The organism is Polynucleobacter paludilacus (assembly GCF_018687595.1).
GTDB lineage: Bacteria > Pseudomonadota > Gammaproteobacteria > Burkholderiales > Burkholderiaceae > Polynucleobacter > Polynucleobacter paludilacus.
Genome location: NZ_CP061298.1, coordinates 753,858 through 767,947, shown reverse-complemented (window position 1 = coordinate 767,947; position 14,090 = coordinate 753,858). Strand labels below are relative to the sequence as shown.

Here is a 14,090-nt window from a genome sequence, read left to right as displayed (position 1 = left end):
CGAATAAAGATCAATAAACCCTCTATTTTTGTGATTTACAGCCCCCTATATGAATAACGACGACTATCGTTTCTCTGACAAAAAAGAGGGCTCTCAATCGTCATATATTGAAATACGCCGAAACTCGCTCGGTTTAATCTCTTTTCCAGGGTCAATTGGCAATCTCGTTGAGCTGACGGGACTCAGCCGAGATGCCCTAATGGCTGATGGAAATAACTTTCTAGAGAGAATTCCCTCCGAGGATCAAGCCCTATTTCAACAAGAATTATTGCATTCATCTGAGCAACTCAATGATTTGTCTATTTTAGTGAAATTCAATCATTTCAGATCCGGGGAAAGAGTGCTGAAAATTATTGCTTCACCAAAGCGAGAGGCAGATGGCTCAACAATATGGAATGGTTTGTTAGCCGATGAAACCCTGCCTGTTGCAATGGAAATGCGCATTAGTGAACTAAAACAGCAACGTGACGTCATTCTTCAGAGCGAGCTCATCGGCATAATGCTGACCCAACAGCAAAAGGTCATTTGGTCTAACAGTTACATTAAAAAAGTTCTGGACCTGAATGAGAATGAAATTAAAGAGAAACTCATTAATAGGCACTTTAATAATCGTCATGATTTTTTATCCATTGCCAAAAGAGCTCTCATTGATATCAACCGTGGAAACATTTTTAGAGAAACCGTCAAGTTACTGGATAAAAATAAAAATGTAGTTTGGTTCAATGCCTCTGGCTGTCAAATACGTGAGGACTCCGAAGAGATCATTTGGATCTTAGTCAATATTACCCCTCAGAAAATTGCAGAAAATCGCCTGATTGAAGCCGTTCGTTTTGCTGAGGAGGCAAATCGCTCAAAAACACAATTGTTGGCTACTGTCTCTCATGAAATTAGAACACCAATGAGCGCCATTTATGGGCTCTCTCAATTGGCTATTCAAAACACCGATCCTACAGTATTGCAGGGCTACTTAGGAAAGATTCATGATGCCACCGAAAAACTCATCAAAACTCTCGACCACTCTTTAGAGCTCACCAAGTTAGAGAGCGGGAAGATTGAGCTCGAGTCACGGCCTTTTCATATTAGTGATGTGATTGACGACGTTTCTGGACTATTTAAGAATGCTACAGAGTCTAAGGGCCTCCTTTTCCATTGCGCCGCAGAAACAAAGATTCCTAAAATTCTGAATGGGGATATGCATCGCATACGTCAAGTATTGATTAACTTGGTTGGTAATGCGATTAAATTTACCAAGTCGGGGAAGATTGATCTTTTTGTGAAATGCAACCAAATCGATAAGTACTATGCCTACTTACGCTTTACCATCTCCGATACCGGTATCGGCATCAGTGAAAAAGAAATTAAAGATCTACTAAAGCCCTATAGTCAAGCGAACGTATCCATTGCGAGGATCTATGGTGGCTCAGGTTTAGGCTTAGTAATCTGCAATCAAATTCTGTCTTTGATGGGATCTAGAATTGAAATTCATAGCGCGCCTAATGTAGGATCCCACTTCTCATTCCAGCTCAAACTGCCCTACTTATCTGGCGATGAGAATGCATTACCGGAGACAATTGGTATTGGTCTTGATAGCATCGAAGGTCAATTAAATAAGATGCCTATTTTGGTGGCAGAAGATAACCGCTTGATTCAAGAAATGCTCAAAGAGTTTCTGGAACTAGCTGGTGCCCAAGTGGATGTAGCCAATAATGGTTTTGAGGCCCTAGAGTTATTGGCACAAAATACCTACGCAGCAATATTGATAGATACGCAAATGCCAGTAATGGATGGCTTATCAACCGCCATTCAAATTCGCAAGCAGGATGATCTAAAAAATCTACCTATCATTGGACTTAGCGCCGGAATCACTCCGGATGAACGTGCGGCTTGCTTAGCCAGCGGCATGAATGAGTTTATTGCAAAACCGTTTAAACCAAATGAGCTAATTGCCACCATTAAACGGTTTATACAGTCGACAAACTTTAATCCGGCACTATTGCAATCGACAATATTACTGGTTGATGACAATTTGCTCATTCAACAGACCCTAAAAGAATTTATTCAAATTGCTGGCGCGCAAGTTGATATTGCAAGCGACGGCATTCAGGCTCTAGAGTTACTCGGTAGAAAAATGTACTCGGCCGTTTTAATGGATACTCAAATGCCGATCATGGATGGGATTGAGACAACTCAAAGAATCCGCCAACAAGCACGGCTGGTCAATTTACCCATTATCGGCCTTAGTGCAGATGTCAGCCCCGAGAAAAAAGAGCGCTGCCTAAGCGCCGGGATGAATGAGTGTGTCTCGAAGAATATCGATCCCGCCTCCTTAATTGAGGTCTTAGCAAAATGGATTGTGATCCGTAATAAGCGGAATAAATTACATCAAAATACCCAAAGCATGGGTGAAATCCAATTTGACTACTCACAAGCATTCCCAGGTTTTAATTTACAGGTAGTCAGCACTCTCAAAGAAAATCAAGTGCTGTATAAAATCGCAACCTTATTCAAGGAAGATACCCAAGATTTTCTTGCTGATATTAGTCAACATATCAATGACGGCGATCATCAATCGGTCGCTCAGAAAATTCACTATCTAAAAAGTTCTGCAGCTGCGATTGGTGCTGAAGACCTATTTACAAAGGCAGAGCTGCTAACGGAGTATCTGATTAGCATTGAGGCAGATAGCCAAGGAGCAGAAGCCCTTAATGAAGATCACCATTTGTATCAAAGTTTCAAAAACTCACTAACAGAAGTGAGAAATTTAATTAGCAATCTTTCCGAGCATTAAGCTTGAAAGGCAATTAATTTTGTACTTTGAGCCTGCCTGAACTACAGGTGTAATTGATCTCACGCACTACTGCCGAAGAGATAATTTGATTACTAGGGTCGATTGCACGCAAATTGATGATTAATTTATTTTGCAGGTTTAGATAAGTTCCGACCACAACCTGATTTGCCCCTACTTTTTGCTTATTAGCCAAGTCAAGATTTCTAGTGAGCGACACAACTCCCGAATCACTCAAGCGAATATCTTTCCCGAACTCAACCTGGACAACTTTTCTTCCAGGAATATTGGCTAAGTAGGTTCGCATCATATCGCTCATCACGAGCGCATTTGGCTCGGACTTTAAGGTATTGACATTAACAAAATCTGCGACAAGAAGTACGCCATAGTTATTATTAGAATTAGGATCAAACTTAGGCAGGCCGTTGCTTAATTCAATAGCCATACCTTGCGTCAGAGCGCTCAAGTCACTTGCCTGTAGCTTATCTTCGAACGTAAGGCATTGATTGTCGGAACGACTGGGCGTAGAGGAGCATGCCACCAACAGGGCCGAAAGAACCAATAAGCAAAGTAAGGCCAGACGTTTCATGTGAGCTATCTTACTGTGTAATTAATTAGATAGGCTCAAAAGAGGCATTACAGGTGGCCTCTCAATGAGTGCATTGATTTGCTGAGTTCTTGGAAAATAGACTTGAGCCGTTGAAATCACTCCGCTGGTATGGGCATCAATTAAGCGCACATTTAGTACCACGGCATCTGAAGTCATTTGATAAGTACCGGCAATGATTTCTAACGAGGGTAAAGCCCCTGGGAGCTTTTTAGCATCTCGACTCAAAGCAAACTCTCCGGTAGATCCAATATACATATCCCTAGTAAAAAGGGGATCCATCACTGACCAATGCCGAATACGCATTTCGTGGATGAGATTGGCTGAAGCCAATTGCCCAAAAGGCGAAGTATCGTTTAAGTTGCCTAGGGCAACGAAGTTCGCGATCATTAAATTTTTGCTTTTCATTGATGTTGGCAAACCTTTTTGCAGCTGTTCAGCTACTTGCACAATCCCGTCATTAAACGAATCGGCAACGTATAAGCGGGAGGGGTTTGATTCTGAGTCATCAAAGAGGCCAGCCATTGCCACCGAACTGAAGCTGAACATACCAAAAACGATTGCCACACAAAGGCTAGCAAGGCTAAGTAATGCAAATGAAGTTCGTTTCATGGCACATCTTCTATAAAAGGAAATACAAATAAAAAAGGGGTAGACTGCAAAAAAAGAGATCGCAAACCATACGTCATCATCTTTATTAACGGACATAATTCCCTTTTCCTTAGCGCAATGAGTAGATTATTTTGACTGTTCGAATGCCTCCTGCCTTTACTGCCCTCCTGATACTGTGTTTTTCAGGGATTTTGACTTTCATTGCACAAACTATCGTGGATTTTGGCTTGCATCTGACTTTGCCAAATGGCTTGTTATTTTTGTTACAAGGTTTAATTGCAGCAGGGTTGGCTAAACTCCTCAAAATGCAGGTCTGGTGGCCCTATATTCTGCTCATCTTCCCCCTAGCAGTCTGGCTTGGTCTCATTTTTCGCATCAACCCCCTCTTCTATTTAGTGGGCTTCGTCCTCTTTGCCTCTCTTTATTGGTCTGTTTTTCTGACCCAAGTCCCTTATTACCCCTCTAGCGAGTCCGTTTGCATACTAGTTGCAGAAATGTTGCCCCCTGATCAAAAACAATCTGTTGTGGAAATTGGCAGCGGTTTGGGTGGATTTAGCCTGAAATTAGCCCATTTGAGACCCCAATGCACTGTTTTGGGCATGGAAATCGCCCCTTTACCTTGGCTGATTAGCTATTTACGGTCTAAATTCCAAAAATCTCTAGTCCGTTTTAGGCTCGGCAATTACAAAACCCTGGATTTTTCGGACTTTGATCTCATTTTTGCCTATCTCTCACCTGCAGCGATGCCAAGTCTGTATGAGCAGTGCTCAATGCAAATGAAGCCAGGGGCTATTCTGGTTAGTCATGAATTTCCCATTCCGGATATTGAGCCCACAAGAACTTTACAATCTGAGACAGGTAATAAGACAAGCTTTATTTATGAAATTCAAACTCGGTAACCGGGCAATAGTTTCAAGAATAATGACTTAAAGTGGCTTTATTCTCAGGTTTGATCTCGCAGTAGTCCCAGTATTCTTCTTCAATTATTGTGTAAAGGTTGGATCAATGTTTGTTCTGATTGGCTACGGCGTAGTGATATTTTCTATTTTTGGTGGCTTCGTATTAGCGGGCGGCCATCTCTATGCGCTTTTGCAGCCGATTGAATTACTCATGATCTTTGGTGGTGCTGCGGGCGCCTTCGTTGTTGGCAATGACTCCAAAACACTGCGTGCCACAGTCAAGACTCTCCCCACTGTGCTGCAAGGTACCCAGTACACCAAATCGATGTATATGGATTTGCTGGCAATGATGTTCGAGATCCTCACCAAAATCCGTAAAGACGGCATGATGGCAATTGAGAAAGATGTTGAGAATCCTGAGAACAGCGTCATTTTCGGTAAATACCCAAAACTGATTAAGCAACATCACTTGATTGATTTTATCTGCGACTATTTACGCCTCATGCTATCAGGCAATATGGATGCTTTCCAGATTGAAAACCTCATGGATAACGATATCGAAACATACGATGCCGAGTCTCATGTTGTCTCACACGCCATTACCCGCATGGCCGATGGTATGCCTGCCTTTGGTATTGTTGCGGCCGTGATGGGGGTGGTTCATACCATGGAATCGGTTGGTAGCGTTCCACCAGCTGAGCTTGGTGCTTTAGTTGCAAAAGCGCTGGTTGGTACCTTCTTAGGGATTTTATTGGGCTATGGCTTCGTTGGACCGCTCGCCTCCTTGTTGGATCAAAAGCATGCTGAAGTTAATAAGATGTTGCAAACCACAAAAGTGATCATGATTGCTAGTTTGAATGGCTATGCACCTACTATTGCGGTTGAATTCGGTCGTAAAGTATTGTTCTCAACTGAGCGCCCTGGATTCTTAGAATTAGAGGATTACATCAAGGAAGCTAGAACCAAGTAAGCAGTTTCAAGCGCTTGAAGTGTTATGGCCCAAGATAAAGATAAACCCCTCATTGTTGTAAAGCGTAAACGTAAGGTTGCTGGCGGCGCTCATGGTGGCGCTTGGAAAATTGCTTACGCCGACTTCGTAACGGCCATGATGGCCTTTTTCTTGTTACTCTGGTTACTTGCAGCTGATACTTCTAAGCGCGATCTAGAAGGTATTGCGGGCTACTTCAAGACCCCAATTGAGAGAATATTCTCCTCAGGTGAAAATAAATCCGGCACAAGTAGCGTAATTCCCGGCGGTGGAGAAGACCTCACCCGAAAAGAAGGTGAGGTATCGAAGGGGCAGGATCAATATCAAGTTCGACCCTCTGATCAATCCAAAGGTAAACAAAAACTCTTAGACGAAGCGGGCCTCAAAGAACTCAAGGCTAAAATTGAGTCAGCCATTCAAGAAAAGCCTCAACTCAAAAACTACAAGAATCAGGTTTTGATCGATATTACTGACCAAGGCTTGCGAATTCAGATCGTTGACGATTTGAAACGCCCCATGTTTGCCCTATCTAGCCCTGAGCTAGAGCCCTATGCTAGAGCGATCATGCGGGCGATTGGCTCCACCTTAAATGGGATTGGTAATAAAGTCAGTCTTTCTGGTCATACTGACGCAGTTCCCTATCCGGATGGTCCGGCCTCGTATAGCAACTGGGAACTATCGGCCGATCGCGCTAATGCTTCAAGACGAGAACTTATCCAAGGCGGCATGGATGAAGGAAAGGTACTTGAGGTGGTGGGCCTAGGCTCTGCAGTGCTCTACGATAAATCTAACCCCCTAAATCCCATCAATCGCCGAATTTCAATCATTGTGCTCAATAAAAAGAGTCAAGATCGGATCGAAAAGGCTGCCCCTGTCATCACCCCTAATGCGGATGGTGCGAAAGCCATTATTAAGGATGTTGGCGCCAAATAAGGGTTGAATTACCCACAATTAGGTCGTTTATTCAGGGCTTTGAAAGTCTAGGCCTTGGCTTATCTTGTAGTGATCTCTACTTAGATACGAATTCCAGCCCATGTCAAAAATTAAATTAACTGCAAATTTGCCGCAATTTCCTCGAATTTTGCCCAATTTAAATTTGGTTAGACTCAAGGCGCCACATTTCAGCTTCTCTATTAATAGTATCAAAGACAATTTTCTAGGAATTGTCGCCATCGTTCTATGCTCAAGCACAATCCTGATGATATTGGCTGGTTACGGCTTGTATGCTTCCAAAGAAAATGCGCATACCTTGTACGAAAAGCGCATATTAAGTATTAAGAATATGAATACCGTAAATGATCTGGTTCAGAACTCAGATCTCGCTATTAAAGCCGCTGCGGGAGTTTCAAGTAAAACCAAAAATCCTAATACTGTTTTAGCAATTCCCCTCATCGAAAAAAATAATCTCGCTATCAAGGATTTAACGAATAAAGTTGCTGCCACACTGAAAGCTACCGATGAAAAGGTACTGCTGGATTCTTTTACAGAGTCCTATGATCATTGGTATAGCAAAACACTGAAGCCTGCTGCACTCGCTGCCAGTGCCGGGAACTATGTATTAGCATCTCAATTAGTTAGCTCTGAAGAAAAGGTAAACCTCCTTGATCAAAATACCAAAGCACTGATTGCGCTCCAATATGAAGCTGCTAAATCGGAAGCCATTTATGGTCAAGCATATTTTTACTTCTTTGTTACCTTTGGTTTACTTTTAGCAGCCTGCTCTGTTCTTTCAATTTCTTATTTATTATTTGTTTCGAAGCGCCTGTTAGATTCTCAGTTGGGTGCGGAGCCTGACGAACTCGTTCGGGCGGCAGGCTATATCGCCAGCGGCGATCTTCATGCGGTGATCAAAACTCGCAAAGGTGACCACAGCAGTGCATTGGCAGCGATCAAAGCGATTCAAGAAGAGCTTAAGTTATTTATGCTCGATACCGAGATTCTTAATAAAGCTATGTCGCAAGGCAAGATGCTGGGTCGTAGAAACTTAGACCAGCATCAAGGCGACTATCAAAAGATTGCTGATGATCTCAATGCGTCAATTGATCTTGCGCTGACTCATGGTCAAGATTCTGATAAAAAGCGCAAAGAAATACAGCGCGCAATGGAAACCACCAAAGTGGAATTAGAAAACCTTAAAGCAGCCTTTCTTGACAAAGACCTCAGTCAGCGTCTTGAAGTAAAGCTTGATTGCGAACATACCGCCATCATTGGCAGTACTATCAACCAATTAGTTGATGATGTTGAGATTGCTATTAGCGAATTACGTGAGCAGACGCTTGCTCTTGCTCCCATTTGCACGGAGATACATGAGCAGCAAATTAACTTTGAGTCCACCCTAGAAAGTCAGAGCAAAGTGATCTCACAGTCACAAGCTAAACTTGAAGTCTTCAATACATTCCAGAAAAAGAATAGTAAGAAAGCAAAAAATGTTCAGTCTCTGGCACTAAAGGCCACCAACGCCCTTCAGGATATTTGTTACTCCTTAGATGCCCTCGAGTCCTTAGACGCAGCTAAAAAAGTAAAGAAGGTCAAAAAACCCTTACCGGAAATAACTCAGCCAGCAGCTCCGCTAGAAGGCTATGACTACGTGAGCTTTATTAGCTCTTTTAAAGATGTCACGATTTCTGATGATGAAGCACGTACTGTTAGCCACAGTATTGAAGAATTAAAAACGAAGTTAGCCGAGACAATTCGTTTCATCAACGCCATTTCTGAAGACTCTAGCGCCCTACTGACCAATAGCATGCAACAACATATTGAAGTTGCTTCAGTCAATACCGCATTGGCCCAGGCCGAGTCGGCAAGACAACAATACAGCCATCTTTTGCAACAGTCCTTAAAATCATGTGATGCCCTAGATGGTCAAATTGATGGTCTGAATACGCGCTTTGAGGCTTTTTTCTTAAGTTCGGATAAGGAAAAACTCCTCATAGCTGAAAAAGAAGCTCAAGCACTTGCGCAGGCTGAAGAGCATATTTTTGCAGAGCAAACCGCTGCTGAAACTTCGGTCGCAAAAGAGCCTGACTGGGAACTTTTTTAAATAATTTCACATCCATAAATAGATCAGAATAGGCTGGGCTTTTGCCCCCTATTCTTTGGATTCATCCCCCCTTCGTTATCGGAAAATAAGCCATTACACCCTAGTATTGAGGTAAGCAGTGGCAACAGATAGCGATTTAGATAGAACGGAAGCAGCTACCAGTGCGCGAATAGCCAAGGCGTACGAGGAAGGTGACGTTCCACGCTCTAAAGAATTAGCTTCAGGAGCTGTTCTATTTGCAGCGGGTCTAGGCATTTATAGCCTATCAGGCTCACTACAAAATGCCCTCAAAAGTCTGCTGTCGGATGGGTTGAAATTTGACAGCAATCTCGCCTTTGATACATCAACTGCCTTAGACCGAATTTATGATCAGGTCAGCGACATCACGTATGCATTCATTCCGCTACTGATTTTTTTGCTGATCGGGTCTTTAATCGCCCCCCTCTTGGTAGGCGGTTGGAATATCAGCCCTAAACTGCTGGTTCCCAATATCACCCGCCTCGATCCAGTAAGCGGTTTTAGCAATATATTCAATAAAAATTCTTTAGTTGAACTGGTCAAATCTATCCTCAAGGTCACCCTGATCGGCAGTATTTCTTACTTGGCAATCTCTTTTGCCTTTCCTGATTTAATCAACTTAGCAGTATTACCAATTGAAACTGGCTTAAGTCATACCGGGATTTTTTTATTCCGAACCTTTTTTCTCATATTGATTTCTTACGTCGTCATCATCGTGATTGATGTCCCTTATCAACTCCATCGCTACGCTGAGAAATTAAAAATGAGCAAGGAAGAAATCAAGCAGGAGATGCGCGAAGGTACTGGTAGCCCGGAAATTAGGGGAAAGATTCGTCAACAGCAAAGAGCAATGTCTCGCCGCCGAATGATGACTCAAGTACAAAATGCTGATGTGGTGATCACCAACCCAACCCACTATGCCGTTGCTGTTCAATACAGCGAAGATGATATGTCAGCCCCGATTGTGTTAGCCAAAGGCAGCGATGCCGTGGCTTTACGCATCAAAGAACTTGCAAAAGAACATGAGATTTTGACAGTTGAATCTCCAAAACTAGCTCGTGCGCTTTATGCTCATACCGAGGTTGATCAAGAAATTCCTGAAGCACTTTATTTAGCCGTTGCTGAAATTTTGGCTTTTGTATTCCAAGTCAAACAATTCAACGGCCGAGACGGCGCTTATCCAAATGAACCTAGCAATGTGGAGGTTCCTGATGAGCTAGACCCCCATTTTTATGAACACTCCACTGCTAAAAATCACAATATACCGGCGCTATTGTCATGAACTTTAATCAACTATTTGACCGTCTCAAAAATCTGAACGCTAAAACAGTAGCTGGTCCAGTATTTATTGTCATGCTCTTGGCAATGATGATTCTGCCCTTGCCAGCAATCGCACTCGATTTGTTATTCACCTTCAATATTGCACTCTCTATATTGGTGCTGTTGATTGGTCTTCAAACTACCAAGCCACTTGATTTCCTAGCATTCCCAACCGTTTTGCTGATCACCACCATGTTGCGACTTTCGCTGAACGTGGCATCGACCCGTTTAGTGCTGACTGAGGGGCACACAGGCCCAAGTGCAGCTGGCAAAGTCATTGAAGCATTTGGCCACTTCTTAATTGGCGGGAACTACGCTGTGGGTATTGTGGTCTTTATCATTTTGACCATCATTAACTTTACTGTTGTGACAAAAGGTGCTGGTCGTATTGCTGAAGTTGGAGCTCGCTTTACCTTGGATGCTATGCCAGGGAAACAAATGGCAATTGATGCGGATTTGAATTCAGGCCTGATTGGACAAGAGCAGGCCCGTCAACGCCGTACCGATATTGCCCAAGAAGCAGAGTTTTATGGTGCGATGGATGGTGCTAGTAAATATGTAAGAGGCGATGCTGTTGCTGGTATTTTGGTCATTGTCGTTAACATTGTGGGCGGCTTGATTGTGGGCATGTTGCAGCACGACTTGTCCCTAGCGACAGCGGCCAAAAACTACACCATGTTAACGATCGGTGACGGTCTAGTAGCCCAAATTCCTTCTTTGGTAATTTCAGTTGCTGCCGGTATTGTGATCTCGAGGGTTGCTAACCATCAAGACCTAGGCACTCAATTAACAAAACAACTATTCTCCAATCCGAAAGTCTTAAATATCACCGCCATCATTATGGGTGGTATGGGCTTGATTCCTGGAATGCCTAATGTGGCGTTCTTGCTACTAGCTGGCATATTGGCAGCGATCGCTTACAGCTTGAAGTCCAAGCATCAAAAAGAAGTGGCAGCAGAAGAACAGCTTAAAAAGGATACTCCCTCAGAGAATCTGGAAGCCTCGTGGCTTGATGTCATTCCTGTCGATGCTTTAGGCCTTGAAGTAGGTTTCCGTCTTGTGCCTTTGGTTGACATGAAACAGGGCGGTGATCTCATTAAACGCATCAAAGCATTGCGTAAGAAATTTGCACAGGAAGTTGGTTTCTTGACCCCTGCTGTGCATATTTGCGACAACCTTGATCTCAAACCTAATGGCTACTCGATTAAGCTCAAAGGCGTAGAGGTAGCTCAAGGTGAATCTCATATCGGCCAGTATTTAGCCATTAATCCTGGCACAGTGACCCAAGAAATTGGCGGAGAGATCACGAAAGATCCTGCGTTTGGATTACCGGCCGTATGGGTCAATCATGATCAGCGTGAAGATGCACAAAATAATGGATATACCGTGGTTGACGCCAGCACAGTAGTTGCCACACACCTTAATCACATCGTTGGCCTTTACGCAGCAGAATTGCTTGGACATCTCGAAGTACAACAGCTGCTCAGCTTATTGGGTAAAGATTCACCAAAACTGGTAGAAGATTTGGTGCCCAAATTACTCAGTGTTTCCGTTGTCCAAAAAGTACTGCAAAACCTCCTGAGTGAAGGCGTTCCCATTCGGGATATGCAGACGATCATGGAAACTTTGTTAGAACACTCTAAACAAACTCAAGATCCAGCCGAACTGACTGCCAAAGTCAGAATTAAGTTGGGCAGGGCTATTACACAAAAACTATTCCCTAATACCAATGAGATGTCTGTGATCTCACTAGATACTCAATTAGAGCGGATTTTGATGCAGGCTGTAAACACCCAGAGTGACAGCAATGCCATTGAACCTGGTGTTGCACAAACCTTAGCTAAAGAAGCCAGCGCAGCAGCTAAAAAACAAGAAGAGATGGGCTTTTCGCCTGTGTTGCTAGTCCCCTCCTCTTTGCGTCTGACCTTGGCTAAATTTTTAAGGCGCTTTAGCCCTAATTTACGAGTCTTATCACATGAAGAATTACCCGATACCAAAATTATTCGTGTTACTAATTTAATTGGAGAAATAGCATGACCACCAAACGATTTGTTGCCAAAACAGCCCGCGATGTAATGAAGCAGGTTCGCGATGAACTTGGAGCGGATGCTTCGATACTGACTCACCGTGAAATTAATGGCTGGCATGAAATTACTGCCACAGCAGGTGAGGCTGACGCCACTCCAAAAGAAGCTAAAGCGAGTGGAAAAACTGAATTAGAAAATAAGCAGTTGCAAATGAAACGTGCTCAAGAGATGCTCCAGATTTTTAACAGCAAGCAGAATGTAAAGGAAGCCTCCACCACAAGCGAGACTACTTCAGTAAAAGCGCCTGCTGTTGTTCAGGCAACGTCAAATTCAGCCAATCAAAATCAAGAAATGAATCAATTATTGGTCGAACTGCGTGAAATGAAGAATAGTTTTCAGTCGCAGTTGAACGCGATCTCCTGGGAGTCAGCCCAGCATCAAAGCCCTAATGCACGGCAACTCACCCAGCGCATGCTGGAGGCAGGCTTCACCCAAGATCTTGCCAAGCGGGTCTTGAAGAAGCTCCCTGCTGATTTAGCGCTTGAAGATGCCATCATCTGGTCACGGAACTTATTAAGTAAAAATATTCAATGTATTGAAAATGAAGCTGAGATCCTCGATAGCAAAGGCGTCTACGCTTTCTTAGGACCTACTGGGGTTGGCAAAACCACGACCGTTGCCAAAATTGCATCCCGTTTTGCCTTGCAGCACGGTAAAGCCAGTGTTGCTCTGATTTCTACCGATACTTATCGGATTGGCGGTAATGAACAATTGCATATTTATGCCAAGATCCTAGGCGTAGAGATGCTCACTGCTAAAGACGGGGTTGAATTAGATACTGCACTAGAGAAGTTAAGTAAAAAGAAATTAGTACTGATTGATATGGCTGGTCTTAGCCATAAAGACAAGATGGTTGAGAAGCAACTGGAAATGCTCAGCGCTACACAGACTAAAATCAAAAAAGTATTGTGCTTAAATGCCAACAATACTACTGAGAGTCTCAATGCCGTAACACAAGCCTACTCTAGCAAGGGGATTGAAGGTTGCATTATTACCAAGGTTGATGAATCCATCTCTCTTGGCGGAATTTTAAATGCCGTGATGCAAAACAAGTTGCGCGTACTTTACATTACCAATGGTCAGCGCGTTCCAGAAGATATTGCCTTGTTAAACAAAACTAATGAACTAGAAATGCTTCTAAGCGACGAAGAGGATGCCGATTCCAGCATGGCTTCAGATACTGCAAATCATCCAGAAAACAGCTCCATTCAGCCGATAATCCAAACCCATGCTTAATGTATTCCAAGACCAGGCGTCGGGATTGCGTCGTCTCATGGGGTGCGAGAATGAGGCAAGTTCAGCGCCAGGCCACGACTTAGAGACCCTTCTCAATCCAATTGATGGCATTGGTTTTACTGAGTTCATGAAAAGATTGAATAGCAATCGCATTCCATTCCTTGATTTGACTCATACCACGATCAATAAGGCTCCACTGGATATCGTCTCAGAAGACAAAATAGTCATGTACATTAGCCAGTCTGCAAACTCTATTAAAGAGTCCTATGGAATCATTAAGCACTTAGCCAAAACAACCATTAACCATGAAATTGGCTTATTAATATCCACTCAAAACCATACATTGGCGGAAACAATTTATCGCAATCTGACCCATGCAACAAGCAATTTTAGGGAAATTTCACTAGTTAAGCTGGGTTATATAGGGCTAGGAAATACCTATATTGAGAGTCTCTCAGTTCATAATAGCAACCTGACCTCTCAATAAAATCAATCCCC

At 43.2% G+C, this 14,090-nt stretch carries 11 protein-coding genes; 9 read left to right on the top strand and 2 right to left on the bottom strand.

The window, feature by feature from the left end:
- Positions 1–49: 49 nt before the first annotated feature.
- Positions 50–2,788, top strand: a complete 2,739-nt coding sequence (locus AOC06_RS04100) for a hybrid sensor histidine kinase/response regulator (RefSeq protein WP_215381425.1) — start codon at positions 50–52, stop codon at positions 2,786–2,788.
- 13 nt (positions 2,789–2,801) lie between these two features.
- Here AOC06_RS04100 and AOC06_RS04095 read toward each other — a convergent pair whose 3' ends face one another.
- Both AOC06_RS04095 and AOC06_RS04090 read right to left on the bottom strand, forming a co-directional pair.
- Entirely contained in the window at positions 2,802–3,374 is a 573-nt protein-coding gene (locus tag AOC06_RS04095) for a FlgO family outer membrane protein (protein ID WP_215273226.1), read from the bottom strand.
- A gap of 21 nt (positions 3,375–3,395) precedes the next feature.
- Complete coding sequence (locus AOC06_RS04090; protein ID WP_215381423.1) at positions 3,396–4,004, bottom strand: FlgO family outer membrane protein; 609 nt, start codon at positions 4,002–4,004, stop codon at positions 3,396–3,398.
- Positions 4,005–4,147: 143 nt separating this feature from the next.
- On the opposite strand from AOC06_RS04090, the gene AOC06_RS04085 reads away from it, so the two are divergent.
- The 8 genes from AOC06_RS04085 to AOC06_RS04050 all read left to right on the top strand — a co-directional run bounded on the left by AOC06_RS04085 (position 4,148) and on the right by AOC06_RS04050 (position 14,079).
- Entirely contained in the window at positions 4,148–4,903 is a 756-nt protein-coding gene (locus AOC06_RS04085; RefSeq protein WP_215332838.1) for an SAM-dependent methyltransferase, read from the top strand.
- Positions 4,904–5,009: 106 nt separating this feature from the next.
- Positions 5,010–5,873 (top strand): flagellar motor stator protein MotA, encoded by an 864-nt coding sequence (gene motA / locus AOC06_RS04080; RefSeq protein ID WP_215326749.1) that lies wholly within the window; start codon positions 5,010–5,012, stop codon positions 5,871–5,873.
- A 24-nt stretch (positions 5,874–5,897) separates the two neighbouring features.
- The gene (motB, locus tag AOC06_RS04075) at positions 5,898–6,824 is read left to right on the top strand and encodes a flagellar motor protein MotB (protein WP_215326742.1); all 927 of its coding nucleotides are present in this window, start codon (positions 5,898–5,900) and stop codon (positions 6,822–6,824) included.
- 100 nt (positions 6,825–6,924) lie between these two features.
- On the top strand, positions 6,925–8,931 hold the full coding sequence (locus AOC06_RS04070; protein ID WP_215381421.1) for an MCP four helix bundle domain-containing protein: 2,007 nt from the start codon (positions 6,925–6,927) through the stop codon (positions 8,929–8,931).
- A 118-nt stretch (positions 8,932–9,049) separates the two neighbouring features.
- Positions 9,050–10,231 carry a flagellar biosynthesis protein FlhB gene (flhB, locus tag AOC06_RS04065; RefSeq protein ID WP_215273220.1) on the top strand — a complete coding sequence of 394 codons (1,182 nt, stop codon included), beginning with the start codon at positions 9,050–9,052 and terminating at the stop codon, positions 10,229–10,231.
- Positions 10,228–12,306 (top strand): flagellar biosynthesis protein FlhA, encoded by a 2,079-nt coding sequence (gene flhA / locus AOC06_RS04060; protein ID WP_215381419.1) that lies wholly within the window; start codon positions 10,228–10,230, stop codon positions 12,304–12,306. The genes flhB and flhA overlap by 4 nt, the downstream gene beginning before the upstream one ends.
- Complete coding sequence (gene flhF, locus AOC06_RS04055) at positions 12,303–13,592, top strand: flagellar biosynthesis GTPase FlhF (RefSeq protein WP_215381418.1); 1,290 nt, start codon at positions 12,303–12,305, stop codon at positions 13,590–13,592. The genes flhA and flhF overlap by 4 nt, the downstream gene beginning before the upstream one ends.
- Positions 13,585–14,079, top strand: a complete 495-nt coding sequence (locus AOC06_RS04050) for a hypothetical protein (RefSeq protein WP_215381415.1) — start codon at positions 13,585–13,587, stop codon at positions 14,077–14,079. Before flhF ends, AOC06_RS04050 begins: the two co-directional genes overlap by 8 nt.
- Positions 14,080–14,090: the final 11 nt, after the last annotated feature.

Coding starts and splice junctions, on each gene's coding strand:
- AOC06_RS04100 (WP_215381425.1), top strand. CDS start 50: ATGAATAACGACGACTATCGTTTCTCTGACAAAAAAGAGGGCTCTCAA.
- AOC06_RS04095 (WP_215273226.1), bottom strand. CDS start 3,374: ATGAAACGTCTGGCCTTACTTTGCTTATTGGTTCTTTCGGCCCTGTTG.
- AOC06_RS04090 (WP_215381423.1), bottom strand. CDS start 4,004: ATGAAACGAACTTCATTTGCATTACTTAGCCTTGCTAGCCTTTGTGTG.
- AOC06_RS04085 (WP_215332838.1), top strand. CDS start 4,148: ATGCCTCCTGCCTTTACTGCCCTCCTGATACTGTGTTTTTCAGGGATT.
- motA (WP_215326749.1), top strand. CDS start 5,010: ATGTTTGTTCTGATTGGCTACGGCGTAGTGATATTTTCTATTTTTGGT.
- motB (WP_215326742.1), top strand. CDS start 5,898: ATGGCCCAAGATAAAGATAAACCCCTCATTGTTGTAAAGCGTAAACGT.
- AOC06_RS04070 (WP_215381421.1), top strand. CDS start 6,925: ATGTCAAAAATTAAATTAACTGCAAATTTGCCGCAATTTCCTCGAATT.
- flhA (WP_215381419.1), top strand. CDS start 10,228: ATGAACTTTAATCAACTATTTGACCGTCTCAAAAATCTGAACGCTAAA.
- flhF (WP_215381418.1), top strand. CDS start 12,303: ATGACCACCAAACGATTTGTTGCCAAAACAGCCCGCGATGTAATGAAG.
- AOC06_RS04050 (WP_215381415.1), top strand. CDS start 13,585: ATGCTTAATGTATTCCAAGACCAGGCGTCGGGATTGCGTCGTCTCATG.